The organism is Mesorhizobium sp. M0060, from assembly GCF_040323155.1.
Taxonomy (GTDB): domain Bacteria; phylum Pseudomonadota; class Alphaproteobacteria; order Rhizobiales; family Rhizobiaceae; genus Mesorhizobium.
Genome location: NZ_JAMYUP010000034.1, coordinates 1 through 26,997 on the forward strand (window position 1 = coordinate 1; position 26,997 = coordinate 26,997).

A 26,997-nucleotide genomic window follows, 5' to 3' on the forward strand; every position below is an offset into this window, starting at 1 on the left:
ATTGAGGATTGCGGCCCCGCCGCTGCCTGCCTTGTCGGCCTGTCCGAGCCGCCCCGCCGCTAACGGGCCGGATAGGTCGAAGCGCGGCGCGTCCGCCATCGTCACCTTGGCGCCGAAACGGCCGTAGCCGAGATTGGGCCAGTAGCAGACGTCGCCGTTGCGGATGCGGACGATGTCGGACAGCCCATCACCCGACATGTCCGCCAGGGCGACCGTTTGCATGGTGTCGCTCTGAAGCGTTCTCAGTCCGCCGGGACCGCCGTCCACGGGAAGCGACGCGCGCGTCGAGGGGCCGAACCCATCCTCGGCGAGCGAGGGGTGCCAGGTCAGCGCTTCGTTTTCGGTCAGCACTATGTCAGGCAGGCCGTCGCCGGTGAGGTCGACGAAGCGCAGGCCGGGATCGTTCCAGTCGACCTTCGGGGTAGAACGGAAGGCCTGGAAGGCCGCCCAGCCACCGTCTTCTGAGCGCTCGAAAAAGCCGGCTGCAGGGCTTCTCATGTCGACCAGGTCGACGCTGCCGTCGCCGGCGAGGTCGAGGAATTGCCAGTCGCGCAGGGATGGCGCGTTCGGCATCGCCTTTATCTGCTCGGCTGCCGCGAAACGGGCGGCATTGTCGTCGCCGGTTTCGCGCGCTAGCGGCGATTGGTTGCGCCGGTAAATCCAGCCGCCGGGATGGTCGGTTAGAAGGCCGGCGAGGCCCTCGCCGTCGAGATCGACCCAGCGGCTGTGCTCGCCGGCCGCATCGGCCATGTCGCCGAGGGTCACCGTGTCGAGCCCGCGCACCTCCTGGCCGACGACCGGCAGGCTGTAGTCGAACTCAACGGCGGGCAGGGATTTCCTCAGATAGCCGTCGCCCGTGCGCTTATAGCCCGATTGCGTGGCCGAGGCGAGGAAGGACGCCGCCGGCTCGCCGCGGTAGGCAAAATCCGTGGAGCGGACGAGGCCGTCGATGCCGATGTCGGGCTCGCCGGGAAAATGATGAAACATCAGAACGCGCTGGCACAGGCGGTACGTCCTGACGTCGAAACCGGCGCGGAAGGTCGAGAAAGGATCGTTACGGCGCAGCCAGTCGCCCGCGTCGCTTGGACCGGGAGCGACGGCGTCGTGTTCGCCATAGTCGAACACCACTTCGAACATCCAGTCCGCCGCGGCCAGAATGGCGGTGGCGATGAAAGGCGGGCGGCGGCCTTCGCCGTCGACGAGCGGCTTGCGATTGCCGTAGCGGATTGATTTCAGGTGGCGGTTCCCGACGCGCGGCGAGCCGTCGTCGTTCCAGCGGTTGCGCTCCTGTGGCGAGCGGCGGTCGACATCGCCGCCATCTTCGGCCTTGTAGGCGTAGACGATAGCGTTGCCCTTGTCGTCGCGGCTCTCGGAGATCAGCCAGGAGAAGACGCGGCTTTCGTCGGCCGGATCGTAAAGGCGGGACCCGCGGTCCTTGCCGTAGAGTGTCAGCACATTGTCCTGCGATAGGGATCGCCAATGGACATCGCCATCGGCGCCTGTCCAGCGCTCGATGCGGGCGAACGTGCCCTCGATCCGCGGCCGGTAGCGGTGGATGACATAGCCGTCGGCGGTCGTCTCGAAACGCCGGCCATCGGGCTGGAGCACCGGCACCAGATCCTCCGACGAGGATAGAAGGAAGACATCCGACTGGATTTCGTCCAGGTAAAGTGGCAGTCCCTTGTCGGTCTTGCGGGCGATGGCCGGAAGCGCAAGCGACCAACCGAGGCCGAACACGCCGTTTCCTGAACCGGAATTGTAGGTCAGCGTGAGGTTAGGCCCGAAGCCGGCACGGCCGGGGCTGGTGGCGATGGGGATCGACGCGGCCGCGGTGCCAAGTACGGGATTGCAGGTGAACTTCTCGCCTATGCCGCGAATGGCACCGCCGCCTGCGGGAAGGGAAAGCCCGGGAGCACGAAAGACATGCCCGATAGCGTCGCCGGCTGCCCCGTGGGCAGCGTCAGGAGGCCCTGCTGCATCGACAGACTCCGACTGGCGCACGCCGCACCTATCCGCGAACCCTGCCTGTCCCGAATACATTGAACACAGTCACGGCGTACTTTGCAATGATACCTTGTGGCCTCGCCTCTCAAGCGTCTTATATCCGGCGACGCGCATGGTCTTCACTAGCCGAGATTGGGCGGGCATCGTAAAGTTATCGACAAGCCGGCACAGAGATGGCCAGCGAAGTCGGACTTCAAGCTGCCGCGACACGCGAGATCTCGCGCCACGTTTGCAGGGCAGCGCTGCGCAGATCACGATGGTCGGCAGATGAAAGAGCGTGGCGCGGAAAGTGAAACAGATTGGCGATCGGGTCGTGGATGGAGGCAAACCGCTGAAGCTGGCCCGGTGACTTGAATCGCTTCATGATCCGTTCACGTCGTCGCATCGGCTGGTGTGAGTTCTCCGCCCGATTATTAAGGCCTTTGTGCCGGCGGTGCTCGACCTCCGGCATTATCTCTCTGCCGGCGGCGGCGTAGGAGCCGAGCTTGTCGGTTATCATCACGCGCGGCGCATGACCTTGTTGCTTGAGGAGCTTGCGCATCAGCCGCTTTGCAGCCTTGGCATTCCTGCGGCTTTGCACCAGAACGTCGAGGACGAAGCCGTCCTGGTCGACGGCCCGCCATAGCCACTGCTTCTTGTTCTTGCCGGCGGTGGTGACGACCATCTCGTCGAGGTGCCATTTGTCACCCAGGCGGCCGGCTGACCGTCGCCTGATCTCATTGGCAAAATGCCGTCCGAACTTCTCCGCCCATGTTCTGATCGTTTGATGCGAAACAATGATGCCACGGGCAGCTAACAAATCCTCGACCATCCGCAGGCTGAGCGGGAAGCGGAAGTACAGCCACACAGCATGTGCGATGATCTCGACGGGGAAGCGGTGACGACGATACAGCGGATCAGGGACAATCTTCGACATGTGCCTCGGATCGCAGATTTCCGTCAGCCTTCGGTTAACGTTACGGTGCCGTCGCCGCCTGCCATCTGGCTGAGAGTGATCACCGCCCGGTGATCTGACAACGAATGGCAGTTGGTCTTCCGAGAATAACGTTAAGCGCCGTCTGCCGGCGTCTGATCTCGCTGCGACGGGATTAGATTGGCCTACCACCACCCTCGCACGGCGGGGAGGCCGGAGCGGACGCGCGATTCGCGTCCGGGTGTGAAAAAGGTGAACTCCTGCGTGTCCAACAAGCCGTAGCGAGACGCGGATGTCGTAACAGCAAGCGGCCTCAACGCTGGCGGCGGCCTCTGCTCCACCGATGCAGGCCACCGAGCAATCCGATCTTGAAGATTACGAAAAGGGCCACGAGTGCAATCACTGTGTAAGAGATCGGATTTGAGGCGTCGCTTAGACCGCGCCACGATAGCCACCAGGGCGCGCCTGCGTGCATGGCGATCAGCGCGACAATGGCTAGCACTAGGCCTATGGTGTGCAGGTGGCTCATGGCTGCAGACCGTGCCGGGCCTGAGGGTTCTTCCGTGCCGAGAGCGACAAACCTATCGCGAATACGGGCGACGTCGGCGGCCGCCGTGGCTAGCACGAACTGCAGGTTCTTCGTGCCAACCGCGCCGCTAGCGACGATGTTGAGACCCGAGTCCCGGAATTCCGTTATGATGTCGTCGACTGTGCTGACGCCGTGATGGTGGAAGCGATCGATGAAGCCTCCATCCTGTGGCGCTTGCACGAAGTCGACGGCGAGTACGCGACCGGATGGCTTCAGGATTCTGTGTATCTCATGAGCCATCTGATTACGTCCATCGGCAGAAAGATGATGGAGCATCAGCGTCGTCGTTACGACATCGAATTCGGCATCCCGGAACGGTAATGCCTGGGCGGCGGCCTTTTCAAAGGTGACCTTCAGACCGACTCTTCGAGCCTTCGCACCCGCCCTGGTGATCATTTCCGGTGACGCATCGATCCCGTGCACGGTGCCCGTCGGCCCGACCTGCTGCTTGGCAAGTATAGCGAGCGTTCCCGTCCCGCACCCTATATCGAGGACGGACTCTCCAGGTTCGAGCTGCGTCAACCGGAGGATCTTTTCGCGAAAGGCGCGTTCGCGGCCTAAGGTGAACAGCCAAGTCATCAGATCGTAGCGTGCTGCCCAATGTATGACGCGGCCGGGCGCGCCGGCTCCGCTGTTGTTATGCCCATGTTTTCTCATCAGAGACTCCTTGGCCACTCTCGCCGGTTGATGGACATCATGTTCGGAAACTGACATGGTATCCGGGAACGCGTCAACGACCATTCGCGGCAGAATGTCCGGTACCGCACGGTCCTCTGCCATCTGAACGGAAAAAGCTCATGGGAACGGAAAAGACGATAGACCGCCGTGTCGCCCGGACCCGGTCGACTCTTCACCATGCGCTGATCACTTTGATCCTGAGAAAGGGATATGAAGCAATCACCGTCGAGGACATCTGCAATGAGGCAAACATCGGCCGATCGACCTTTTACGCGCACTTCACCAGCAAGGACGACCTCAAGCGCAGCGGCCTGGACGATCATCTGCGCGCCATGCTGGTCGAACGCCAGCGGCATGCGCTTGCAGCGCCAGGCGAGCTGAAAGATCGCAGCTTGGGGTTCGTGCTCGGTATGTTCGAGCACGCGCGTGAACATATAGATCTCTACCGAGCTCTGGCCGGGGGCCGCGGTGGGACTATTGTGCTCGGCAGCATCCGCGAGATTCTATGCGATCTCGTGCGCGCGGAGCTTGCCGCAAACAAGGACAGGAAGCACCCCGATGTCGTGCCGAACGAACTGATCGTCCAGTTCGTCGTGGGTGCCTTTCTGTCGGTGCTGATCTGGTGGCTCGACGGCGGCGCCAAATTGCCGCCGCAACAAGTCGACCAGATCTTCCGGCGTCTGGCCACCGAGGGCGTCCCGTCGGCTTAGATATCAGGCCGAAGAACTGTGTAGCAGTCAGTTGCACTTGCCGGCGTTGCCAATTCACCAACCACCGGCTTTGTTCGACGCATGTCCTTGAGGTCGCGATACACCGCCGTGAGGTCTGTCGACCAACGCCTCCGATACGTGGCTTGCGGCCGTCAGACGGCCGTCGGCGTGGACAGCAGCCACAGCCCGAAAACCGTATATCCGACCATAAAAACGGTCAGCGGAAATTGGCTGAGCGCCGCGCGGCTGCGCGCCGGATGCAAACGGAACGCCAGCCCATGCGCGACCAGAACGGCAAGTATATGGCCGCCGATGATCGCCGCCGCCTGAAAGTTCCAGATGATCCACGCTGCATCGGAGCCCATGATCACTCCCGCCCCGACATTCATGTGCGCCGTGCCGAATAGGTTCCATCCCCGATCAAACGGATCCGAAATAGCGACGAGCGCATTCTGGCCGTTCACCAGGAGGGCCGTCAGATAGTGGGAAAAATGATAGGCGAGCGCGATCGGGACGATCGACCAGACAAGGAGCCCGACCGCTTTTCCGAAAGAGATGCTCCCGGCCAACCGCTCACCGACAAACACTGCGGCGAAGAACACGGCGACAAGTGCGATAAACATCAGCACAAGACCGGCGCTGTTGATTCCGACTAATGCCGAGCGCCCCGGAAATTCGAGCGGATTGACACCATTCGCGCCCAGCCAAGAGAAGGTCTTCGACAGACCGTCGAAGGACACCGAGCTCAACGTCAGCAACAGAAAGAGCATACCGCTCGCCGGCAAGGCTTGCGCGCTCCACAATTTCGCTCCAGGCCAGCAGAGTGAGAGGGCGCGCCCCTCGCTTGGGTGGTCCGGCGTCGTTTCGACGATGGCGAAGCGTGACACCATGCGGAAGAACGCGGACAGAAACTCGCCGCGCCGGCTCCAGCCTTCGTAGCCGAAGATGATCATGCAGACGAAGGTCGAGAGCCAGTAGGCCATGAGAGCGAACGCAAGCCGCGCCGGATCTTCGGGCGCCGGATAGATCAGCTCGAACCAGGCGAAGCTTGCAAACAAAATCAACGCCGGCCAGTAAGCCAGTCCTTGTGGCATTGTGCGATCGCGGAATGCCGGGAAGACGCTGGAGAAAATGCGCCACGGCCCGTACCACGGGTTTGTCCACGACCAAACATTGCCGAATACGCCCTGAAGCAATGTCAGTCCGACCCAGACCAGCGTCCACACCGTTAGCGGAAGTGGATTCGACAGCGGATCTCGGCTGCCGAGAATTCCCGCCGCCACGAGTATGGCGAGAACCGCGAAGGCGAGCGTGCTGATCCAAATGCGCGCGGCGTCGCCGAATTGACCAATTGGCAGGCGGGATGCCGAAATGCGTTCGAGCAGCCTGGGCGGGAGGACAGCCAGAACCAGAAAACTCGCGGCTACGGCCACCGCCCCGCCCACGACATAATATCCGGTCGGCAGGAGCATGACATAGCCGCGCTCGGAAGCATGGGCAAAGGCTGGGGTTGTGAAATGCGGCACGAGGGCAGCAGCTGATAATGCGATGCCCAACGCTCTCGCAGAGATGCTTTTATGTTCGCTGTCCGCCGCCATCCATCCGTCTTGCCACATGGCATTTGCGAAGGAAAGCGGACTACTGCTCGCGCGAGTGGAGGTGCCAAAGTGGGTGCCCGACTTCGTGCTAGCCCCCAAAGCCCGCTTGGTGAACAGGCCGTATGATGCAGCTACGACTTCGAGTCGAGAGTTGCGTTGTGGACGACGTTCTCGTCCTCTGCCGTCTGCTGCAATACGTGGCAGCTGTGCCTGCGCCGGCCGGCGGCGCATTATCTTCGAAACAGGACCGGAGCGCCCACCGCCAGGATCGTCGACGTGCAGAAGTTGTGGGCCGAACATCTACCAATGGCCGGAACTCGCGGCGCTGTCGATCCTGTTTCGCGAACGCCTGGTGTATTCCTTCGAGAGTCGGCCGCGCTTGTTCGACATTATCTCGCGCAGCATCGAAGGCGTCGCCGGCCTGATCCTGGGCCGGCGTCGCGGTCTGGCAGGTCGCTGCGCGCTGACCAGGCCCCGGATGGATTTCTGATTTGCGTCTGCCCATCCGGCCGGCGCATGGGCTGGTGGGAGAGGTTCGCTAGTTCAGGATCTGGGCAAGGAACAGTTTGCTGCGCTGGTGACGCGGATGCGACAAGAATTCGGAGGGCGTGTTCATCTCAACGATCTCGCCCTGGTCCATGAAGACGACACGGTCGGCGACCTGGCGGGCAAATCCCATCTCGTGCGTGACACACAGCATGGTCATGCCATCCTCGGCCAGCGCGACCATGGTGTCGAGCACTTCCTTGACCATTTCAGGATCGAGGGCGGAGGTCGGTTCGTCGAAGAGCATGATCTTCGGGCTCATACAGAGCGCACGGGCGATGGCGACGCGCTGCTGCTGGCCGCCGGACAACTGGCCGGGATATTTATGCGCCTGGTCCGGGATCTTCACCCGCTCCAGTGCATGGCGGTCTGCTCGGCTTGCCCGCGCCGCATCCTGCGCACCCAGATCGGCGCCAGTGTCAGGTTTTCCAGAATGGTCAAATGCGGGAACAGGTTGAAGTGCTGGAACACCATGCCGATGTCACTGCGGATTACGTCGATCTGCTTCAAATCGTTGCTGAGTTCGACGCCTTCGACGACGATCTGCCCCTGCTGATGCTCCTCCAGCCGGTTGATGCAACGGATCATCGTCGACTTGCCCGAGCCGGACGGACCGCAGATCACCAGCTTCTCGCCGCGATGGACGGTCAGGTTGATGTTCTTCAGCACATGGAAGTTTCCGTACCACTTATTCATGCCGGTCATTTGGATAGCGGGCGGAGCGCTGGGATCGGGCATGGACGGAACGCGCGTTGGGGCGGACAATAACATCAAGGCATTTCCTAGTGGGCGGTCGGGCCGCGCCGCTCCAGGAAGTCGGCGAAGCGGGCGAACGAGAAGGAGAGCGCGAAGAAGATCGCGCCGATGAACAGGAATGTCTCGGCCGCCGGCGACGGCCAGTCCGGGTCAGCCAGCGCCGCTTTTCCGGAGCTGATCAGGTCGAAGAGACCGACGACCAGGACAAGGCTGGTGTTCTTGATCATGACGATGATGGTGTTGGCCAGCGCCGGGATCGCCATCCGGATCGCCTGCGGCAGGATGATGAGATATTGCGCGCGCCAGAAGGGCAGGCCGAGCGCTGCCGCAGCCTCGTACTGACCCTTCGGGATGGCCTGCAGGCCGCCGCGGATCACCTCGGCGAGATAAGCCGCGGCGAAGATGGTGAGCGCGACCAGCGCGCGCACGAATTTGTCGGGCAACAGGGCCTCGGGCAGGAACAGCGGCATCATGATCGACGCCACGAACAGGATGGACAGCAGCGGTAGTCCGCGCACCGATTCTATCAGGACCACGGCGCCTATGCGTATCGCTGGCATGGTCGAGCGCCTTGCCAGTGCCAAGAGAATGCCGACCGGGAAGGCGACGCCGATGGCAACGACGGTGAGGATGAGCGTCACCGGCAGGCCGCCCCAGGATGAGGTTGGAATCTCGGTCAGGCCGATGCCGCCGCCCATCAGCCAGAAGATCAGCACCAGCGCTGCGACCCAGAGCGCCAGCAGCCGCGGGGCCCAGCTGGCGGGCCGCACTGACCAGCCGAGCAGCGCCAGGATGAGCAGACAGACGATGGCGGGGCGCCAGCGTTCGTCGAGCGGATATATGCCGAACAGCAACTGCCCGGACTTGGCGTAGATGAAGCTCCAGCAGGCTCCGGTGGCCACCCGGCACGCGCTTGGATTGGGATCGAACAGCACGGCGTCGATTACCAGCCAGCGCAGCATCGGCGGTACCGTGGCGACGAGCAGAACCCCGAACAACAGCGTCAGGACGGCATTGAGCGGCGTGCCGAACAGGAGCATGGCTGACCGCCGCAAAGCGCCGAAGCGGATCTGTCCTGGCATTGGCTCGGCCGGAAGGGGAAGAGACAGGGCCTTCATGGTTCAGCGCTCCACGATGGCGATGCGACGGTTGTACCAATTGGCCGCGCTCGACAGGCTCAGGTTGAGGGCGAGATAGACGCCGAGGATGATGAATACGCCCTCGATCGAATGGCTGGACTTGCTGATGATGGTGTTCATGACCGCAAGGAAGTCCGGATAGCCGACCGCGATCGCCAGCGTCGAATTCTTGACGACGTTGATGTATTGGCTGTTGAGCGGCGGGACGATCACCCGCAGCATCTGCGGGATGATGATCAGACGCAATATTTTGCCGCGTGGCAGGCCGAGCGAATGACCTGCATCCCACTGACCGCGGCCGACCGAAAGCACGCCGCCACGCACGATCTCGGCGACGAAGCCGGTGGTGTAGATGGTCAGCCCGATGAGGATGGTGCTGAGTTCGGGCGTCAGGTCCTTGCCGCCTTTGAAGTTCGACCCAGTGAAGGTCGGCCAGTCGACGGAGAACTTCGCATCGGCAAGCCAGAGCCCGGCAATGCCAACCGCGAGGATCGCCGGCGCGGTCAGCGGTGGCAGCCATCCTCTTCTCGCCGCCGCCCAGCCAGCGGCCGCCAGTGCCAGGGCGAGAGCAATGACGAGCAATCCCGCGGTGGCGACGTCCATGCTGACGGCCGGCACCACAAAGCCGCGCATGGAGGCGTAAACGCCTGGCAGCGGATTGAGCGCTTCGCCGACCGGCGGCAGCACCTTCCACCACAGCGAGTAGAGAAAGATCAGAAGCACGATCGGCGGTGAATTGCGTGCAACCTCCACCCATACGCGGCAGGTGCCCGCCGCCAGGGGATTGCTGCTCAGCCGGGTGATGCCGACGACGAGGCCGAGCGCGGATGAAAAGACGATGACGACCGCGGAGATGAAGACCGTATTGGCGAGCCCGGTCGCGATCGCCCAGTAATAGGGGTCCCGCGACTTGTAAGTGAGGATTGCTTCCGAGATGACGATCCTTGACGGCATCGTCAGGAAATCGAAGCCGATCGGGATGCCGCGTGCCCTGAGATTGGCGAAAGTCGTGCTGACGAGCAGGGCAGCGAAAGCGGCAACCGCGGCGGCCAGGGCACACTGGATGATGATCGATCTGGTCTTGGCATCGCTCAGCATGTTGACCTCGAGGGTTCGCGGCGTTGGCAGGGAAGGGGAGCGCCGGGCCCGTTCCCCTCCATCATGCGGCTCAATCCCAGGGGAAAGGATAGTTGAGGCCCCCGTCCTTCCACAACGCGTTCAGACCGCGTTCGACCTTTAGCGGGCTGTCCTTGCCGAGATTGCGGTCCCAGATCTCGGCGTAGTTGCCCATTTGCTTGATGACGTTGTAGGCCCACTTGTCGTCCAATCCGAGCGGCTTGCCGAAGCCGGGTTCCTCACCGAGCACCCGTTTGACTTCCGGACTGCCCGACACAAGCTTTTCATCGATGTTCTGCGAGGTGATGCCGTTGGCCTCGGCCCAGAACAGGGCATTCAATGTCCAGCGCACGACGTCGAAGAGTTGATCGTCGCCGCGGGCGACCGCGACGCCATTGGGTTCGGCGGCTTTGCCGACCTTGATGATGTCGTAGTCGTCGGGGTTCTTGGCCACCGAAGCACGCTGTCCGGCTGCCGCAGTGCCGTCGGTGACGTATGAATCGCAGCGGCCGCCGAAGAAGGCGTCGCGCGCCTGAATGGTCGAGTCGTAATAGACTTTCTCCATCGCGATCCCGAACTCTTCCTCGGTTTCCTCGATCGCTTTCTCGGTCAGGCTGCCACCGCCTTGCAGGCAAACGGTCTTTCCATCGAGCAGTTTGGGCTCGGTAATATTGTCGGCCTTGCGCACGAGCATGCCGTCCGTGTCGTAGAGATTGATCCAGACGAAGCGGACAACCGTATCGCGACTGTAGGTGATGGTGGATGTGCGCGACAGAACGTCGATCTCTCCGGTCTGCAGCGCAGGAAAACGCTGGCCTGCGTTAAGCGGCACGTAACGGATCTTCTCCTTGTCGCCGAGGATGGCGATCGCGAAAGTGCGGCAAATATCGGAATCGAAGCCGCGATAATACCCCTTCTCGTCGGGCCGGGAGAGACCGGGCACGCCCTGGCTGGCGCCGCAGCTGACATAGCCGCGTTCCTTGATCTTGTTGATAACCGCCTGCGCGCTGGCGTCCACGGCGCCCGAAGTCAGGCTGGCCAATCCTATCGCCAGACCCGTGAGCCATTTCAGAACTTGATGTTTCATAGTCATTCCCCTTCTCGTTGAGGTTCTAATCATTCGGCGGCCTTGGCGTCGGCTGCTGCGGTTCCGTTGCGCCGGGCTTTAGCAAAGAGTTCGAAGGCCTGGGAAAGGTCGGCCAGAAGATCTTCGAGCGCCTCAAGGCCGATCGACAGGCGCCAGACCGGGCCGGGCTTCAGCCAATCGAGGCTGGCGCGCCCTTTGCGCGGATCGCTGACGGCAATCAGCGAATGCACGCCGCCCCAGCTTGCGCCGAGCCTGAACAGCCGCAGGCTGCGCAGGACATCGGATTGCAGTGGCGCCAGTTCCGGCCGCAGCACGAAGGAGAACACGCCCGCCGATCCGGCAAAGTCACGCTTCCAGATCGCGTGGCCAGGATGACCAGGCTCCGCGGGATGCAAGATCTGTGCGACTTCCGGGCGTTCCGATAGCCAGGCAATGATCTTCCGCGCGGTGGCGTCGGCATGACGCATGCGCACCGGCATGGTCATCAGGCCACGCTCGCACAGCGCGCAATCTTCCGGCGAGACGCCATAGCCCAGAAAGCGCGCTGTATCCTTCAGGCGCCGGAACAGGGCGTGGTCATGCACTGCGACCGAGCCCATCAGGAGGTCGCCATGGCCGCCGGCGTGTTTGGAAAGCGCCTGCATCGACATGTCGACGCCATGAGCGAGCGGCTTAAACAGCAGATGAGAGGCCCAGGTGTTGTCGGCCGCGACGAGCGCGCCGGCCTTGTGGGCCGCGGCCGTGATGGCGGGCACATCCTGGACTTCGAAGGTGGCCGAGCCAGGCGATTCTACCCAGACCAGCCGCGTTCTGCCGTCGATCACGGCCGCGATGCTCGCGTCCAGCCGTGGATCGTAGGAAACCGCCTCGATCCCGAGGGGGCCGAGAAAACGCTCGGCCATGTCGCGCGCCGGGCCATAGAGCGTCTCCGGGATCAGAACCCTTTCGCCGCCACGGCAGACAGCCATGGTCGCCAGCGTCATGGCCGCCATGCCCGACGGGACGACGAGGGCCCGCAATCCGCTTTCCAGCACGGCGATATGATCCTCGAGCTGCCGGCTGGTCGGTGTGCCGTAAAGTCCGTAGCTGAACCCGTCGTACAGACGCTCGACGCGACGCTCGAACGACTCCAGATCGTCAAAGACAACGGTCGAGGCTCGCTCGACCGGCATCGCCACCGCCTGGAACGGTTCCTCGGAGCGCTTGGGAGGGTGGACATGTGAAGTGTCGTCGCGTCGGTTCATGGGGGCAGCTTAGCCGGCTCACCCATTGCCATCCATGACCGCAGCGATAAAGTTAATTCGCTTTTGATATGGATGGACTATGAACCTGCGCGACATCGATGTCTTCAACGCGATCATGATCACACGCGGCGCCGGCGCGGCGGCCGCGCTGCTGGATACCTCGCAGCCGGCCATCAGCCGTTCGCTAGCCAAGCTAGAAGCCGAACTCGGCTTCAGGCTTTTCGACCGCATTCGTGGCAGGCTGGTGCCGACACGCGAAGGGGAGTTGTTTCATGCCGAGGTGAAAGCCAACCTGGTCGGGCTCGACCGGCTCAAGCTGCGCGCGGCACAGATCAAGGAGGTCGGCACCGGTACCATCCGTGTCGCTAGCCTGTCGGCGCTCGGGCATGGGCTGGTGCCGCGCGCCATAGTAGCGTTCTCGCGCCGGCATCCGCAGGTGCGCATCAGCTATCAGGTCCGCACCTCCAACATCGTGCGCGACCTGGTGGCGTCTGGCAGTTTCGATATCGGGCTCGCGGCCGACGAGGTCGACACCAGCGGCGTGCTGCACAGCATCTTCACCACGCCGCGCGCCGTTTGCGTCATGCCGAAGAACCACCGGCTGGCGCGGAAGCAGATGATCACGCCGGCCGATCTCGCCGACGAGACTTTCCTGGCATTGTCGCCGGAAGATACGGCTCGGCTCGCGATGGACAAGATCCTGGCCGCGCATGGGGTACGGCCGCGCATCCTGATCGAAACGCCCTACGGCCTGACCATCGCTATCCTTGCAGCGAAGGGCATGGGGATTGGCTTGGTCAATCCCTCCGTCATTGCGGACCGCATGATCGGCGGCATTTTGGCCAGGCCATTCGAGCCGGCCGTCAATTTCCGCGCGCTACTCCTGCGCCCGCCGGACGGCATCAATTCGACCTTGATCACCGACTTCATTGCCGAACTCTATGCCGCCCGCAATATGCTATCGAGCGAGGCATAGGCAATGTGGCTCGCCGCCTAAACATAGACGCGACCGGTCTTGCCTCAGTAAGGCGCGGACGTCCATGGCCTCACGCAGCCTCGCACGGCGCAAATTCGTGTTCGCCCTTTAGCCGGCTTCCTCGTTTGCAAGAAACCGGACGATCTCGGCGAACGCGGAGCTATCCTGCCAGAGAAATAGATGGCCACCTTCGAACATGCGCAAGGTCGCCCTCGGGAGTCTTCCCACCATGCATTCCTGAGATGACGGTAGAGCGATCCCGTCGTACCACCCGCCACATATTAGAACTGGGGACCCGATTTGGTCCAGGCGCTCCCAGGGGCGTTGTCACGGTAACCGCGTGTCAGGGATCGCTGCGATAGATGCTGGGGACGAACACTTCGCAGATCAGCTACAAACGGCATCGGTTCCCACCCGAGATCATCGCCCACGCGGTGTGGCTGTATTATCGATTTCCGCTGAGCCTGCGTCGTGTCGAAGAAATGCTGCTGGAGCGCGGCATTGTCGTTTCCTACGAGACGATCCGTCGGTGGGGAAAGAAGTTCGGGCTGGACTACGCCCGGCGCCTGCGCCGCAAGCAGCCCAGTCGAAATGATATCTGGCACCTCGACGAAGTCGCCATCATGATCGCCGGCAAGAAGCATTGGTTATGGCGGGCCGTCAACCAGGACGGCTATGTGCTCGACGAGATCGGCTAGACCCGGCGCAACACTAAGGCCGCCAAGCGCGTGCTGACACGGCTGTTGAAGAAGCAGGGCCAGGTGCCGAAGCGCATGATCACCGACAAGCTCGGCTCCTATGGAGCAGCGCGGCGTCTAGTCATGACGGACATCGAGCACCGGTCGCACAAGGGCTTGAACAACAGAGCGGAGAATTCGCATGTGCCACTGCGAAAACGAGAGCGGATGATGCAAGCTTTTCGATCACCGGGGAGCCTCCAGCGTTTCGTCTCGACGTTCTCTGCAGTCCGCAATCTCTTCGTCCCGCCCCGTTCAAAACGCTCCGCCTTTCAGATCCATCTTCACCGCTTGAATGCCATGGCGCAATGGAAAGCTGCTGCCGGCGTGATCGCCTGAAATCATTCCCAAAAGTCACAACGACAGCCCATCTCCGTTTATGTGACATCACCTCTTGGGGTTGATGATGCTCCCGCGGGTCGAATAGAGGTCGCCAAAGAGGTAGCGGCGCCGTCTTTCCCGGCACAAACCAGCTCCTGCGCTCGTCGTTCCACCTCGCTCGCGGAAACGCCCCCGAAATCGCTCGACGGTCATTCGGTCATAAGGAAAGTTCGCCAAGGCACCGGGCGTGTCTTGTTTCTGAGGCGTAGAATGATGCTTGGATTCCTCCACGGTCGTGCCGTCAGGTGTTGGATCCGCAGAGCAACGTCCCGCCGGCCTAATGGTTCACACGCGAGCCAGAACTCTGGGCGCGCTGGGATTGGGCAGGCTAGTACTCCGTAATCATTCGGCGCGGCGGAGCGCAATTAGGAGTCTCGCGAGTGCACCGTGGACTTGCGAAGCCCGTGAGCAAATCGCCGATGGCGGTAACGAATCCGGAAACTCGTCCCGGCTGCGTTGTTCAGCGCTGGCGCCTGATTCCTGGCCGAGGAACGCTTGCCGCGCCAACCCTGCAACCTAGATCACCTCGTGCTGCGCGACTTTATAGGCAGCACAGATTGCGCGAGCCATGGCCGAAAGATTTAAGGCAGAGATCTTGAAAACTTCCGCAGCTGAAATGGTACACGCTTACATTGCTAGACGGCACGCCTCCGTTCCGGCAAAGCTGCGAATCGCGGGGCCAATGGCAATCCGCAGGTCGGCGGGTTCGGGCAACGCTCATTGAAAAATGGGCCGCCGACTTTCCTTTTGGCTGTAAGCTCGCTTCATGGCGCTTGGACACGCTAGACTAACTCTAGCAATCAACTGTAGCGGCCACCTGAACGAGTAAGTAGCGCCATTACCGGACCCTCACCGCCGCTCTCAACAGCGGACCTTCGCTCTACGGCCGGAGTCGACCCGAAGACGACCTTGGCCCGCCGGGTCATGAATGGCAGCCCTACTCCCGCAACTGCCCTTTCCGACCCCCGCGCTGGATCCCGATATCTGCCACGCGGGCCCTTGCAGTTGTTGTCCGGCTGTTTGCGCATGTCACATGTCAATAGCCACAGCCGCGTGACCGCGATCCTGGTTCATTGAGGTCGAACCGTCCGGAAGAAACGCCCTCTCCGAATCGTTCTTCCGCGTCCTTAACGAAATAATTGACAGTCCAACCAAAACGGCGCTCCGTGGTTCGACGGGGATGGATCTTGGCACTCTTGGCGATGCCGGACTTCGCCGTCACGATAGGGAGGATGCAATGCCGACAGTCATTGGCCACCATAACATCACAAAAGGAGCGAAGCACTGGCTCGACTCGCCGAAGCGCAAAGAGCTTTTTGGTCCGCTCGGCGTGACCAACATACGAACATTTGTAGATCCACAAAATCCGACCCGGGTGGCCGTTCTTATGGACGTTCCGGACATGGACGCCATGATGAAAGCTATGCAGAGCAAGGAAGCCGCGGATGCGATGGCCTTCGATGGAGTGGTGCCAGAGTCCTTGGTGATCCTGGTCGAATCGTAAAGGTGATTGCTCCGCTGGCCAAGGTTAGAAGGGTTTGCTCAGCGATTGCCGTGCGGTTCCGGTCATTCTGGAAAGCGCCCATTATTGGCGTAGAGCCCGCTGGGCACTGGCTTCAAGAGCCGGTCCTGCGCGTGAGCGCCGCCGTTGGTCTCGGTCGTGCCAAGATCAGCCGCTACAGCTTGCGCAACCTAATGCCGGCTCAGGTCCGCAAAGCAACTGTTCCGCGCGTTCACGCTGGACTTCCGCTTGCCACCCCGAGGCTGCCATTGCGCGCATACGCAACGCTGCGAATTTGGCACTTCAACCGAACAGGAAAATGCCTTTCTCTGCGCGGGATTAAGATTACTTAATGGCGACTTTGAGCCGACCGGACCTGAGTGATATTCATAGAGGTGACTGGGTGGATCGCCGGCTGCCGCGTGCATGGCGGCCCTACACGCGGCTCGCGCGGCTGGATCGGCCAGTGGGCATATGGCTGACGTTGTTCCCTGTTGGGCCGCATTGATCCAAGCGGCACATGGTATCCCCGCCGTTCAGCAATTGGCGCTATTCACCCTTGGCGCGTTTCTGATGAGAAGCGCCGGGTCCACGATCAATGACATTGCCGATCGCAGGTTCGACGGCCACGTTGAGCGGACCCGCTTTCGCCCTCTGGCAAGCGGCCAGATCGGCATGGTCCCAGCAATCGCCTTTCTGGCAATTCCGCTTGCGCTTGCGGCGTCGCTCCTGCTCTTCCTGACGCCCTACACGCGCCTGATCGCCACTTGCGTATTGCCGAAGGGCTGGCGGTTTCTAGTTATCGCGTCCGGGAGCCCAGGATCCCGAGTCACGCTATGTGAGGAAAAACATTCCTCATTTAGGGTGAGATAGGCGAAAAATTGCTTCACTAGGCCAAAAAAGGCAACATTGAATGCATCTAAATTCAATTCGGTAGATTTGACGCGAGTTCAACGGAGGCGGAAATGACCAAACCTCATTTCATGAAACTGCTCGGCGCACTGGTCGCCACATCTGTCCAGTTCGGCACGCTCGGTTTCGCGTTTGCCGATACCACCATTCTCAACGTGTCCTATGACCCGACGCGTGAGCTCTACAAGCAATTCGACGAGGCTTTCACCGCCCACTGGAAGTCCGAGACCGGCGAGACCGTCACCGTCCAGCAGTCGCATGGCGGATCGGGCGCTCAGGCTCGCGCGGTAATCGACGGCCTCGACGCCGACGTGGTGACGCTGGGGCTGCAAGGCGACATCGACGCGATCGTCTCGAAAACGAAGAAGATCAATCCCGACTGGCGGACGAAGTTCGAGAACAATTCGGCGCCTTATACCTCGACCATTGTCCTCCTCGTCCGCAAGGGCAACCCCAAGGGCATTCACGATTTTGGCGATCTCACAAAGGACAGCGTCCAGGTGATCACGTCCAATCCCAAGACCTCCGGTGGTGGCCGGTGGGCCTACCTCGCGGCCTGGGCCTGGGCCAACACCAATGATGGCGGCGATGAAGCCAAGACCAAGGAATTCGTCGGCAACCTCTATTCCCATGTTCCGGTGCTTGACACCGGCGCGCGTGGCTCGACCGTGACCTTCGCGCAAAAGGGCCTGGGCGACGTGCTGATCGCCTGGGAAAACGAGGCCTATCTGGCGCTGGACGAGTTCGGCGCCGATCAGTTCGAAATCGTCATCCCGCCGACCTCGATCCTGGCCGAGCCGCCGGTCGCCGTTGTCGACGCCAATGTCGATGCCAAGGGCACACGGAAAGTTGCCGAAGCCTATCTGGGCTATCTCTATTCCAAGGAAGGCCAGACGATCATCGCCAAGAACCACTACCGTCCGGCGAAGCCCGACCTGGTGCCTGCGGAGGATCTCGCCAAACTGCCGGAAATCAAGCGGATCAGCATCGACGATCCAATTTTCGGCGGATGGATGAAGGCGCAGCCTTACCATTTCGGCGACGGTGGTATATTTGACCAGATCTATAAGCCGGCCCAATAGCATTTAGATCAGGACGACATGACCACAGCACGCCCGCCAAGGCGGGGTGGCGGTTCAGACAGCCGAGCGTCATTCCGGGTTTCGGATTGACGCTCGGCTTCTCGCTTGCCTTCCTCACCCTCCTCATTCCGCTGTCCGGGCTGATCTGGCGCTCGGCGGCGCTCGGCTGGACCGACTTCTGGGCGATCGTCACCGATCGCCGCACCATCAACGCGCTTGAAATCAGCTTCGGCACCGCCTTCATTGCCGCCGCTGTCAACGTCGTCTTCGGCACGATCGTCGCCTGGGTGCTGGTGCGCTACAACTTTCCCGGCCGCCGCATCGCCGATGCCATGGTCGACCTGCCCTTCGCGCTGCCGACAGCGGTGGCCGGCATCGCGCTGACCACGCTTTACGTACCGAACGGCTGGATCGGAAGCCTGCTGATGCCGCTCGGCATCAAGGTCGCCTACACGCCGCTTGGCATCGTCATCGCGTTGATCTTTATCGGCCTGCCTTTCGTCGTTCGTACCGTGCAGCCGATCATGGAGGAGATCGACAAGGAGGTGGAGGAAGTGGCCGCAACGCTCGGCGCCAATCGCTTCCAGATCATCAGCCGCGTTCTGCTTCCCGGACTGGCGCCGGCCATCGTCACCGGTTTCGCGCTGGCTTTCGCGCGCGGCGTCGGCGAGTACGGTTCCGTTATCTTCATCGCCGGCAACCTCCCCTACAAATCCGAGATCGCGCCGCTTCTGATCGTCATCGCGCCATCTCGGTCGTGTCGGGCCACATACGCGGGCTAACCAACACCATGCCGCTGCATGTTGAAATCCTTTATAACGAGTACAATGCCGCCGCCGCCTTTGCCGTCGCTTCGCTGCTTGCCGGCCTGGCGCTCGTCACGCTGGTCTTGAAAACACTTCTCGAGATGCGCTACGGCGCCGAGATCGCCGCGACGCGCGGACACTGACAAATGCATGTCGCCCAAAAGTGTGTAGCGGTTTTTGGACAACGACATGCATGAAACAAAGATTTGATGTCGCCCAAAAGTGGGAACCGGTTTTGGGATAACGGCATGCATCAACTACAAAAGGGATTTGCATGGAAGTTCGCGTTGCCAACGTGCGCAAGGAGTTTGACCGGTTTCCGGCCCTCCACGACGTTTCTCTCGACATCAGGTCGGGAGAACTGATCGCGTTGCTGGGGCCATCCGGCTCCGGCAAGACGACGCTGCTCAGGCTGATTGCCGGCTTGGAGCGGCCGACCCGCGGAAAAATCTTCTTCGGCGAAGAGGATGCCTCTCAAAAGTCGATCCAGGAGCGCAATGTCGGCTTCGTCTTTCAGCATTACGCGCTGTTTCGCCACATGACGGTCGCCGACAACATCGGCTTCGGCCTCAAGGTCAGGCACGGGCCGTCACGCCCGTCGGCGAAGGAAATCCGCCGCCGCGCCTTGGAACTTCTCAACCTCGTCCAGCTTTCCGGTCTGGAAAAACGCTATCCGGCGCAGCTTTCGGGCGGCCAGCGCCAGCGCGTGGCGCTGGCCCGCGCCATGGCGATCGAACCGGCCGTGCTTTTGCTCGACGAGCCGTTCGGCGCGCTCGATGCCCAGGTGCGCCGCGAACTGCGCCGCTGGCTGCGCGACATCCACGACGCCACCGGCCATACCACGGTCTTTGTCACCCATGACCAGGAAGAGGCGCTGGAGCTTGCCGATCGCGTCGTGGTGATGAGCCAGGGCCGCATCGAGCAGGTCGGCACCGCCGACGAGATCTACGATACCCCGAACTCGCCCTTCGTTTATGGCTTTATCGGCGAATCGAGCTCGATCCCGGTCAAGGTCGAGGACGGCCAGGTCTGGATCGCCGACCGCCCGATCGGGCTCTCCGCGCCGCACGCACCGCAAGGCGAAGCGACATTGTTCTTTCGCCCGCACGATGTCGAACTGGTGGACGAATGCAACGGCTGCATCGCCGGCACGGTCGCCGCCAGCCGCCGCGTTGCCGGCACCAGGCGCGTGGAACTCGAAATCGGCGGCGAACGTCGCCGGGTCGAGATCGAATTGCCCGTCGACCATCCGGCGGCGCAGAAAAGTCGCGTGGCTTTTAGGCCGCGGCGCTGGAAGCTTTTTCCGGCTGGTTGATTACGAGGCGATTACCAACTTGTGCACAACAAGACGTTTCGGCCCGCTCTTTCAACGCGCCTTAGCGAGAGCGCAAGGGTCATCGGATTTTTCGGGGAAGCCGCAAAGCCGTAGTGCTCGTAGAAGGCTTTCGCTTCGTCCGATATGGCATGAACAAGAAGGCCGCGAATCCCGAGGATCGTCGCGGCGTAACGCGTGCGCAGAACGGTGTCTTGCAACAGCGCGGCGCCTAACCCCTTGCCTTGCCAGCTTGTGTCCACGCTGCTCGAATGTCGCGCGGTATACGTCGAGCAGCCTGATGGAGCAGGTCTGCACGGCCTTGCCGTTCAAGATGGCTTTGGTGGACCGCGATCACGTTCCCGGCGGAAACTCGCTGTCGGTTGTCTCCCATCCTTTGATGGGCATCCACGTCATCGACCGGAGCAAGCGCTGCGTCAGCGGATAGTGGTGTCGATCCACGCGTCTTCGCCACAGCGGCGCCAGGAGCCACCATTTCCGGCGCTTCTCCAATACTGACCTTCGCGCGCTACGGCTTGACGCGATTCGGAGCTGACCTTCAAAGATATTTTGACCGATTGAAATCTCCTTGGGGTGCTCATGGCTCTAGATGTCATTGGTGCAGGCATGGGTCGCACTGGCACATATTCGCTGAAGCTCGCGTTGGAGCATCTTGGGTTCGGGCCGTGTCATCACATGGCAGATGTCCACGCCAATCCCGAGCAGAAGGCGCTGTGGCGCGCCGCCGGACAGGGACAACTCCCGACCTGGGATGCGGCATATGCCGGCTATCTTTCCGCGGTCGATTGGCCAACGGCGCATTTTTGGCGCGAAGTGAGTGACCACTACCCTCATGCAAAGGTTATCCTGACAGTTCGTGACCCGGAAGCCTGGTATGACAGCATGGCGCAAACAATAGGGCTCACGATGGATGCTGCTACCAATGATCCACAGTCCTTTGGTGTGGCGGTGGTTGGAAACACTGTCTTTGGCGGTCGATTTGATAACCGTGAACACGCAATCGCTGTCTATGAAGCACATAACGCTTCCGTGAAATCAACGCTGCCACCTGAACGCCTTCTTACTTATCAGGCCTCCGAAGGGTGGGAGCCGCTTTGTGCCTTTCTCGATGTACAGTTGCCTTCCGAACCGTTTCCACGCACCAATTCGACTGCCGAATTTCGTGCTCGCATAGGGCGCTGAACGGCGGTTTTCCACCCCGGCCGGACCTTCCCGAGCCTCATCAGGCAATCTGATCTATGAACGCGCCAACCGACCACATGCGCCAGTAGCAGTCATCCGATCGGACGAATCGAATGACCGCTTTGGCTAGTTCGGTTCGAAGCCTTAGGCTTCAAAGAGATGCGCTTAAACATCTTGGATTCGAACGCGCAGCAGTTTTGCCGAATTCAGGAACACCAGGACATCTGGCCCCAAGTGCAAAATCGCTGCCTGGATAGGACCGATCCAGCCCATCAGCGCTGCGGTAATGCCCAAAACATGCACAACACCAACGCCGACGAAGATATTCTCCTGAATTGTCCGGTAAGCGCGTCGCGCAATCGCGCGGGCGCTGACAATTCTTGCCAGGTCATCCTTCATCAATGCGATGTCGGCGGCTTCCAGCGCTGCCTGCGTGCCGCCGCCCCCCATCGCAATGCCGACATCGGCGCGTGCCAGCGCCGGCGCGTCGTTGATCCCGTCGCCGACCATCGCCACGCGATGGCCCTGCTTTTGCAATTCGGCGATGGCGGCGACCTTGTCCTGCGGCATCAGATTGGCACGCACTTCATCCACGCCGAGCTCGTTGGCGATGGTCCGCGCTGTGGCCTCATTGTCACCCGTCACCATCACCATGCGCTTGACCCCGGTTGCACGGAGCTTTGCCAGCGCTTCGCGCGCACCTGGTCGCAATGTGTCGGCAATAAAAATCACGCCAGCGAATTTCCCATCGACCGCGACGTGAACCGGCGTCTGTCCGCCCTTTTCGATCGCATCGGAAAGCGGCACGCCGGCCTCGCGCAACAACAATGCGTTCCCGACCAGCACGGTGCGTCCGGAGACCGTCGCCTTCACACCGCGCGCCTGCAACTGCTCGTACTGCTCCGGTTCCGGGACATCGATTTTCATCCGGGCGGCATAGTTGACGACCGCTTTCGCCAAGGGGTGAGCGGAGCGCCGATCGGCGGCGGCGGCAAGGCTGATCAGATCAGCTTCCGAAAGCGTGCCGTCCTGCATCTCCACGCCGACAACCTCGGGCTTGTTCGCCGTCAGGGTGCCTGTCTTGTCGAACACCAGGACGTCGACCTTGGCCAAAGACTCCAGATAGACGCCCCCCTTGACCAGAATTCCACTGCGTGCGGCTCGCGCAATGGCTGCGATAATCACCAGAGGAGTCGCCAATCCGAGTTCGGCAGGTGATGTGAAAATCAGCAGAGTGACGATCATCCGAACGTCGCGGGTATAAAGATAAACCGCAACGAGGAAGATCAGCACGACCGGGATCAGCCATGACGCGACCTTATCCGCCAGTTTCTGGACGGGTGCCTGTTCCGCTTCGGCATTCTCGACCAGACTGATGATGCGGGCAAAGGTGGTGTCGGCACCAACCTTCTCGGTCTCGATGTCGAGGGCGCCGGATTCGACGATGGTTCCGGCAAAGACATCGGCGCCATCGCTCTTGTCCTTCGGAATGCTCTCTCCTGTGATCGATGCTTCGTTGACCGAAGCCGCTCCACCGACGACGGTGCCATCGACCGGGATCTTCTCGCCGGCCCGCACCAAGACAACGTCGCCCGCGCGCAAATTCTCGATCGGGACCATGCGTTCGCCACCTGCGTCCCGCACAAGCGCCACCTGCGGCACTGAGCCGATCAGGTCTTTGATCGAGGCTCGCGCTCGTTCCATATTCACATCGGCGATGAACTCCGCGATCAAAATGATCACCATGAGGACCGCGCCGGCGACGGTCTCGCCTCCGATCAGCGCCACCACCGTGGCAATGGTGACGAATATTTCGGTACCGATCTTGCGCTCTTTTACGAGATCAACGACGCCGGTCTTGACGAGCGGATACAAGCCGATGGCAACCGCCACCCACAAGGCTTGTATTGGAATGAGCTGCTGCCAATACAGCAACGCCATCAAGCCGGTAAAAAGGATGCGCGCGACTTCGGTCCAGCGTTCGCGCGTCATCAACACTCGCCAACCCGATGGAACCGTCTTAGGCGCCGGCTCAACGCTTTCCGTGGCTGCTGTCTCGGATTTCATGATTGGCTCGCTATCTCGGATTGCGGTCTTGGGTTGAAGCATGAGCGCATCAGGCCCCCGCGGCGGATAGTCCTGTCCAGCCATGGTATCCGACATAGAGGCCAACGGCGATGAGAAATAGCGCGCCCAGCGCGCGCGACGGTCGGCGGCCCCTACCGTGACGAGAGTAATCCCGAAGCTTGGCGATCCTGTCCCACATGCATGCCTCACGTCCACACCCGGAGGGATTGCTCCAGCCTGTCGGCGATCTGTATGACGACATAGGCGATCACCATGTAGATCACGACGGCAATCACAAAGGCTTCGAGGTAGTAGAAGTTCAGCGCGGCGGTCAGTTGGGACTGCGCGAAGATATCGACGACCTCGATGGCGAATCCGAGTGAAAGCGCCTTCATGATGACCTCATCGAGGTGGTCAGCTCGGGAATTGCCGTGAGGGCCACCTGGGGAAATAGGACCCGTCGGAACAGTTGGCTGCTTGTGTAACCCAGCGAGTAGGGGGTCGGAACAAGAACCGTTCCCAGCGACACGCTAACGTCGAACGGAGCATGAACGTCATGCGGCGTGGCGTAACCGAGCCGGAAGTCTGAGCGAACGGAATCCTTCAGGCATCTGATGTTCTGCATCCCAGGTGTAGATGCCGGTCAGGTTGATGTGCTCCCAACTCAGCCGCGATACGTGCTTGAGCAGATGATCCGGAATCTCGCGATGCGTTTTGCGTAAGTAGGTAACGGCCCGTTCGATATAGACCGTATTCCTACGATCGCACTGACGACGAGGTTGAGGCCGGAGGCGCGGAACGCCTGGCTTTCGAACGACCGGTCACGGATTTCACCACGCTCGTGGAAGAAAACGGCGCGCTTCAGCTTATGCGCAGCCTCACCCTTGTTGAGGCCGGCCTGGCAACGCCGGCGTAGCGCCGAACTTGAGTACCATTCGATCATGAACAGCGATCGCTCGACCCGGCCGAGTCCCGTAGCGCTCGTGCGAGTTGGCTTTCCTTCGGAGATGCGGATAGTTTCTTCAGGATCGTGGACGGCACTAAGGATCGCGTGGTGATCGACGCCGCCAGATGGAGGAGATCATCCCAGTGCTCGAGGATCAGGGTGGTGTTGATCGGCGCCCCGATGTGGTTCGACAGCGCCGGGTATGCATCGCCTTTCTCGAACGTGTGGAATTTCCGGTCCTTGAGGTTGCACAGTCGCGGCGCGAAGCGTTTGCCTATGAGGGCGAACAGACCGAAGATGTGATCACTCGCGCCGCCCCTATCGGTAAAGTGTTCCTGGATGTCGAGGACCGTGTCCTGATCGAATAGCCCATCGAGCACATAAGCAGCCTCACTTTCGGTCGGACTGATGGGCAGAATGCTGAAGTAGCCGTACTGATCGGAAAGGTGGCTGTAGAACTTTGAGCCGGGTTCGCTGCCGTAATGCAGATTGATGTCGCCGCGCTTTGCGGCTCGGTCGCTCGCGCGGAAGAATTGGCCGTCAGATGATGACGTCGTGCCATTGCCCCAAAGGCGAGAATGCGGATGGCGGGTGTGTGCGTCCGTCACGCAGGCCTGCGCCGCGCGGTAGGTCTCCGACCGTGCATGGAAGGTTCTCATCCAACTGATCTGGTGAGCGCTGATGCCTTTGGACGCGCTGGCCATCCGTTTCGGACCAAGGTTGGTCGCATCCGCCAGTACGCCGGCCAGCATGGCCGAGACATTTCTTGGGACGTCGCCGGTGCGAACATGCGTGAAGCTATCCGCAAAGCCGGTCCATTCATGCACTTCCCTCAACAGGTCGGGAACCTCGACCATTGGATGCGGCGTCCATCCCTGGATGGCAATCCCGGCACAACACCCAGCGGGGATTGCGAACCTCCACTGTGCCGAACACCGTTTGAATTCGACGCGTCGTATAGTCCTTGACTGGCCGAAAATTGTGGCAATCCGGACAGACCCGTCGAAACAGGGTGTAGGTTTTCGCCTCCTAGACTAGGTCGCGACCACTGTTTGCAGGGCGGCCATGATCTTCTTGCCATCCTCGATCGACAGGTCAAGGTCTCCGCCACGCGGACGCTCATCGCTTTTGTCGATCCGGACCTCGTTTCGACATCGCCGAATTCGTTCCTGCTCTCGATCGTGATCGTCCATTCCACCGCCATCGCCGCCGCCTTAAACAAAGTAACGGTGATGGCCCAGTCGGCGCTAACAAATCGTGGCCGCGCTCACCCCAGAGAAGTTACCGGTCCCAATGCCTCGATGCCCTCGAGCGCTTCATCCACCGAGTTACTGCGCAAGAACGTTGCTGATCTCGACCAGGTTCGAGCGCACGCGCAACATGTAGAAGCCAATTGTCGTTAGGTGATTCGGCAACAGCCAGCCATCCTCGCGGCCATTGGCGATGATGAAGGGCTGGATGCGCAGCGCCGAGACGAACTGCGAGTCCATCGTGTCCCACAGGCTCTGCAGGTGCTTTTCCTTGATCACGTCCTCGAAATCGGCCTCGGCGCCTTTCATCAGCCCGTAATAGGCATAGAGCTGGCCATAGGCGAACCAGAAGCGATCGTCGGCGCGGAAATCGAACCAGCCATTGTTGTAGTGCTCAGCGCGCTCCTTGAGGATCGCCGAGGTCGAACCGATGTCGGACGAGATGCGGTCGATATACTGCTTGAGATTGTCAGCGCGGGCATCGAACACCGTCTGGCAGGTTTCCAGCCGGGCGTTGAAGGCGCGCAGCTTGCGCACCGCATCGCGATAGTAGCTCGGCGTCGGCGTCTTCGGGCCGAACGGGTTCAGGCCGAAATACCAGGTCTCTTCATCGAACTGCAGATTGCCGCGCGCGTCCTGAAGATCGGCGTCGATCTGCGAAGTGGTGCGCACGCGGCCGAGATTGTCGGCAAGCTCGGTCGCCGTGCGCCGCACCGCCTGGTTGATGCCGCGCTGGAACGAGGCCTTGTTGTCCATCCACGGCGTGTGGTCCCAGTCGATGCCGAACAGGCCGAGCTTGTAGAGGATCATCGACGACACCCAGGCATTCTGGTTGACGTTGAAGTCGGTCAGGTCGGCCGCCAACTGGGCGATCGCCGAATTGCCACAGGTCCTGGCGGCGTCGGTGCCGGCACCGGCGGCGACCTGCTCGCCGGCCGACAGGTTGCGCTTCTCGAATATATAGGTGTCGGGATAGTTCGGGTTGAAATTGTTCCACCACTGGGTGGCGTAGAAGAAATTGGCGTAGAGGCCGATCAGCATCAGCAGCGCCAGGCCGACCACTGCCTTCAGGATCCAGCCGCGCTGCGTATACCAACGCCCGGCCCACACGAACGGCCACAGGATGACGCCGATGGCTAAGCCGATGCCGCGGCCGATCCACTGGAAAATCCGGGTGAAGAAATTCACGATCGGATCAAGCATGGCGATGTCACCCCCTCAGTCAGTCAAGCCGTAGAGGCGCATGCCAAACGCCACCTTGTCTTTCAAATATGTGGTTTTCAGAGCGTCGCGCTGGGTAAGCCATTCTCAGTTTGGAGCCGCATGGTTATCGACACACGATACCTCGCTTGGCCATCTTGCACGCGACCGGCAATTCCGGCGCGCTTTATGAGTTCGCTTGAGTGCACTGTTTGCTTCCATCTGATGTCGATAGATGTTCGCC

General features: G+C 61.2%; 19 protein-coding genes and 7 pseudogenes. 11 read left to right on the forward strand and 15 right to left on the reverse strand.

What is annotated here, in order from left to right; translation table 11 throughout:
• The 3 genes from NKJ94_RS25325 to NKJ94_RS25335 all read right to left on the reverse strand — a co-directional run.
• Positions 1-2,001: SpvB/TcaC N-terminal domain-containing protein (locus tag NKJ94_RS25325; protein WP_352528928.1), on the reverse strand; the 2,001-nt coding region annotated here is incomplete at its 3' end.
• A 196-nt stretch (positions 2,002-2,197) separates the two neighbouring features.
• Entirely contained in the window at positions 2,198-2,920 is a 723-nt protein-coding gene (locus tag NKJ94_RS25330; RefSeq protein WP_352528930.1) for an IS6 family transposase, read from the reverse strand.
• A 310-nt stretch (positions 2,921-3,230) separates the two neighbouring features.
• Positions 3,231-4,247, reverse strand: a complete 1,017-nt coding sequence (locus NKJ94_RS25335) for a methyltransferase domain-containing protein (RefSeq protein ID WP_352528932.1) — start codon at positions 4,245-4,247, stop codon at positions 3,231-3,233.
• Between the two features lie 56 nt (positions 4,248-4,303).
• Between NKJ94_RS25335 and NKJ94_RS25340 the strand changes: the two genes are divergently transcribed.
• Positions 4,304-4,894 carry a TetR/AcrR family transcriptional regulator gene (locus NKJ94_RS25340; RefSeq protein WP_352528934.1) on the forward strand — a complete coding sequence of 197 codons (591 nt, stop codon included), beginning with the start codon at positions 4,304-4,306 and terminating at the stop codon, positions 4,892-4,894.
• 152 nt (positions 4,895-5,046) lie between these two features.
• Here NKJ94_RS25340 and NKJ94_RS25345 read toward each other — a convergent pair whose 3' ends face one another.
• The 6 genes and pseudogenes from NKJ94_RS25345 to NKJ94_RS25370 all read right to left on the reverse strand — a co-directional run bounded on the left by NKJ94_RS25345 (position 5,047) and on the right by NKJ94_RS25370 (position 12,380).
• Positions 5,047-6,492, reverse strand: a complete 1,446-nt coding sequence (locus tag NKJ94_RS25345; RefSeq protein WP_502896155.1) for a hypothetical protein — start codon at positions 6,490-6,492, stop codon at positions 5,047-5,049.
• A 538-nt stretch (positions 6,493-7,030) separates the two neighbouring features.
• A pseudogene (locus NKJ94_RS25350) lies at positions 7,031-7,776 on the reverse strand (amino acid ABC transporter ATP-binding protein).
• 44 nt (positions 7,777-7,820) lie between these two features.
• On the reverse strand, positions 7,821-8,912 hold the full coding sequence (locus NKJ94_RS25355; protein WP_352528938.1) for an amino acid ABC transporter permease: 1,092 nt from the start codon (positions 8,910-8,912) through the stop codon (positions 7,821-7,823).
• A 3-nt stretch (positions 8,913-8,915) separates the two neighbouring features.
• Positions 8,916-10,031 (reverse strand): amino acid ABC transporter permease, encoded by a 1,116-nt coding sequence (locus tag NKJ94_RS25360; RefSeq protein ID WP_352528940.1) that lies wholly within the window; start codon positions 10,029-10,031, stop codon positions 8,916-8,918.
• Positions 10,032-10,101: 70 nt separating this feature from the next.
• Positions 10,102-11,136 (reverse strand): transporter substrate-binding domain-containing protein, encoded by a 1,035-nt coding sequence (locus NKJ94_RS25365; protein WP_352528942.1) that lies wholly within the window; start codon positions 11,134-11,136, stop codon positions 10,102-10,104.
• Between the two features lie 29 nt (positions 11,137-11,165).
• Positions 11,166-12,380, reverse strand: a complete 1,215-nt coding sequence (locus tag NKJ94_RS25370) for a trans-sulfuration enzyme family protein (protein WP_352528944.1) — start codon at positions 12,378-12,380, stop codon at positions 11,166-11,168.
• 79 nt (positions 12,381-12,459) lie between these two features.
• Between NKJ94_RS25370 and NKJ94_RS25375 the strand changes: the two genes are divergently transcribed.
• The 8 genes and pseudogenes from NKJ94_RS25375 to NKJ94_RS25410 all read left to right on the forward strand — a co-directional run bounded on the left by NKJ94_RS25375 (position 12,460) and on the right by NKJ94_RS25410 (position 20,090).
• Positions 12,460-13,356 (forward strand): LysR family transcriptional regulator, encoded by an 897-nt coding sequence (locus NKJ94_RS25375; protein WP_352528946.1) that lies wholly within the window; start codon positions 12,460-12,462, stop codon positions 13,354-13,356.
• 362 nt (positions 13,357-13,718) lie between these two features.
• A pseudogene (locus tag NKJ94_RS25380) lies at positions 13,719-14,432 on the forward strand (IS6 family transposase).
• A gap of 1,279 nt (positions 14,433-15,711) precedes the next feature.
• Positions 15,712-15,978 (forward strand): hypothetical protein, encoded by a 267-nt coding sequence (locus NKJ94_RS25385; RefSeq protein ID WP_023680946.1) that lies wholly within the window; start codon positions 15,712-15,714, stop codon positions 15,976-15,978.
• A gap of 349 nt (positions 15,979-16,327) precedes the next feature.
• Positions 16,328-16,755, forward strand: a pseudogene (locus NKJ94_RS25390) (UbiA family prenyltransferase); the annotation flags it as partial.
• A gap of 185 nt (positions 16,756-16,940) precedes the next feature.
• Positions 16,941-17,969: a sulfate ABC transporter substrate-binding protein gene (locus NKJ94_RS25395; RefSeq protein WP_352528948.1), complete on the forward strand. Its 1,029-nt coding sequence runs from the start codon at positions 16,941-16,943 to the stop codon at positions 17,967-17,969.
• A pseudogene (gene cysT / locus NKJ94_RS25400) lies at positions 17,966-18,712 on the forward strand (sulfate ABC transporter permease subunit CysT); the annotation flags it as partial. The gene NKJ94_RS25395 and the pseudogene cysT, both read left to right, overlap by 4 nt.
• Before the next feature lie 47 nt (positions 18,713-18,759).
• Entirely contained in the window at positions 18,760-18,918 is a 159-nt protein-coding gene (locus NKJ94_RS25405; protein ID WP_352466292.1) for a hypothetical protein, read from the forward strand.
• Between the two features lie 131 nt (positions 18,919-19,049).
• The gene (locus NKJ94_RS25410) at positions 19,050-20,090 is read left to right on the forward strand and encodes a sulfate/molybdate ABC transporter ATP-binding protein (protein ID WP_352528950.1); all 1,041 of its coding nucleotides are present in this window, start codon (positions 19,050-19,052) and stop codon (positions 20,088-20,090) included.
• A gap of 11 nt (positions 20,091-20,101) precedes the next feature.
• Here the strand turns inward: NKJ94_RS25410 and NKJ94_RS25415 are convergent.
• Positions 20,102-20,353 (reverse strand): annotated as a pseudogene (locus NKJ94_RS25415) (GNAT family N-acetyltransferase); the annotation flags it as partial.
• A 35-nt stretch (positions 20,354-20,388) separates the two neighbouring features.
• On the opposite strand from NKJ94_RS25415, the gene NKJ94_RS25420 reads away from it, so the two are divergent.
• Together NKJ94_RS25420 and NKJ94_RS25425 are read left to right on the forward strand one after the other, a co-directional pair.
• Positions 20,389-20,535, forward strand: a complete 147-nt coding sequence (locus tag NKJ94_RS25420; RefSeq protein WP_352453916.1) for a hypothetical protein — start codon at positions 20,389-20,391, stop codon at positions 20,533-20,535.
• Positions 20,536-20,687: 152 nt separating this feature from the next.
• On the forward strand, positions 20,688-21,290 hold the full coding sequence (locus tag NKJ94_RS25425) for a sulfotransferase family protein (protein ID WP_352528952.1): 603 nt from the start codon (positions 20,688-20,690) through the stop codon (positions 21,288-21,290).
• Between the two features lie 165 nt (positions 21,291-21,455).
• Here the strand turns inward: NKJ94_RS25425 and NKJ94_RS25430 are convergent, their stop codons facing one another.
• The 5 genes and pseudogenes from NKJ94_RS25430 to NKJ94_RS25450 form a co-directional block, all read right to left on the reverse strand.
• On the reverse strand, positions 21,456-23,282 hold the full coding sequence (locus tag NKJ94_RS25430; RefSeq protein WP_352508712.1) for a heavy metal translocating P-type ATPase: 1,827 nt from the start codon (positions 23,280-23,282) through the stop codon (positions 21,456-21,458).
• A gap of 281 nt (positions 23,283-23,563) precedes the next feature.
• A pseudogene (locus NKJ94_RS25435) lies at positions 23,564-23,853 on the reverse strand (ABC transporter permease subunit); the annotation flags it as partial.
• 58 nt (positions 23,854-23,911) lie between these two features.
• A pseudogene (locus NKJ94_RS25440) lies at positions 23,912-25,166 on the reverse strand (Tn3 family transposase); the annotation flags it as partial.
• Positions 25,167-25,337: 171 nt separating this feature from the next.
• Positions 25,338-25,496, reverse strand: coding sequence for a hypothetical protein (locus tag NKJ94_RS25445; protein WP_352495673.1), 159 nt, complete (start codon positions 25,494-25,496; stop codon positions 25,338-25,340).
• Between the two features lie 135 nt (positions 25,497-25,631).
• Positions 25,632-26,756 carry a DUF2333 family protein gene (locus NKJ94_RS25450; RefSeq protein WP_352528954.1) on the reverse strand — a complete coding sequence of 375 codons (1,125 nt, stop codon included), beginning with the start codon at positions 26,754-26,756 and terminating at the stop codon, positions 25,632-25,634.
• Positions 26,757-26,997 lie beyond the last annotated feature (241 nt).

What these genes read in the sequence shown, in the direction of transcription:
- NKJ94_RS25375 (WP_352528946.1), top strand. Translation starts at nt 12,460, where the DNA reads ATGAACCTGCGCGACATCGATGTCTTCAACGCGATCATGATCACACGC.
- NKJ94_RS25420 (WP_352453916.1), top strand. Translation starts at nt 20,389, where the DNA reads ATGGAGCAGGTCTGCACGGCCTTGCCGTTCAAGATGGCTTTGGTGGAC.
- NKJ94_RS25340 (WP_352528934.1), top strand. Translation starts at nt 4,304, where the DNA reads ATGGGAACGGAAAAGACGATAGACCGCCGTGTCGCCCGGACCCGGTCG.
- NKJ94_RS25370 (WP_352528944.1), bottom strand. Translation starts at nt 12,380, where the DNA reads ATGAACCGACGCGACGACACTTCACATGTCCACCCTCCCAAGCGCTCC.
- NKJ94_RS25395 (WP_352528948.1), top strand. Translation starts at nt 16,941, where the DNA reads ATGACCAAACCTCATTTCATGAAACTGCTCGGCGCACTGGTCGCCACA.
- NKJ94_RS25430 (WP_352508712.1), bottom strand. Translation starts at nt 23,282, where the DNA reads ATGACGCGCGAACGCTGGACCGAAGTCGCGCGCATCCTTTTTACCGGC.
- NKJ94_RS25425 (WP_352528952.1), top strand. Translation starts at nt 20,688, where the DNA reads ATGGCTCTAGATGTCATTGGTGCAGGCATGGGTCGCACTGGCACATAT.
- NKJ94_RS25335 (WP_352528932.1), bottom strand. Translation starts at nt 4,247, where the DNA reads ATGGTCGTTGACGCGTTCCCGGATACCATGTCAGTTTCCGAACATGAT.
- NKJ94_RS25355 (WP_352528938.1), bottom strand. Translation starts at nt 8,912, where the DNA reads ATGAAGGCCCTGTCTCTTCCCCTTCCGGCCGAGCCAATGCCAGGACAG.
- NKJ94_RS25345 (WP_502896155.1), bottom strand. Translation starts at nt 6,492, where the DNA reads ATGGCGGCGGACAGCGAACATAAAAGCATCTCTGCGAGAGCGTTGGGC.
- NKJ94_RS25385 (WP_023680946.1), top strand. Translation starts at nt 15,712, where the DNA reads ATGCCGACAGTCATTGGCCACCATAACATCACAAAAGGAGCGAAGCAC.
- NKJ94_RS25445 (WP_352495673.1), bottom strand. Translation starts at nt 25,496, where the DNA reads ATGGACGATCACGATCGAGAGCAGGAACGAATTCGGCGATGTCGAAAC.
- NKJ94_RS25450 (WP_352528954.1), bottom strand. Translation starts at nt 26,756, where the DNA reads ATGCTTGATCCGATCGTGAATTTCTTCACCCGGATTTTCCAGTGGATC.
- NKJ94_RS25360 (WP_352528940.1), bottom strand. Translation starts at nt 10,031, where the DNA reads ATGCTGAGCGATGCCAAGACCAGATCGATCATCATCCAGTGTGCCCTG.
- NKJ94_RS25405 (WP_352466292.1), top strand. Translation starts at nt 18,760, where the DNA reads ATGCCGCTGCATGTTGAAATCCTTTATAACGAGTACAATGCCGCCGCC.
- NKJ94_RS25410 (WP_352528950.1), top strand. Translation starts at nt 19,050, where the DNA reads ATGGAAGTTCGCGTTGCCAACGTGCGCAAGGAGTTTGACCGGTTTCCG.
- NKJ94_RS25330 (WP_352528930.1), bottom strand. Translation starts at nt 2,920, where the DNA reads ATGTCGAAGATTGTCCCTGATCCGCTGTATCGTCGTCACCGCTTCCCC.
- NKJ94_RS25365 (WP_352528942.1), bottom strand. Translation starts at nt 11,136, where the DNA reads ATGAAACATCAAGTTCTGAAATGGCTCACGGGTCTGGCGATAGGATTG.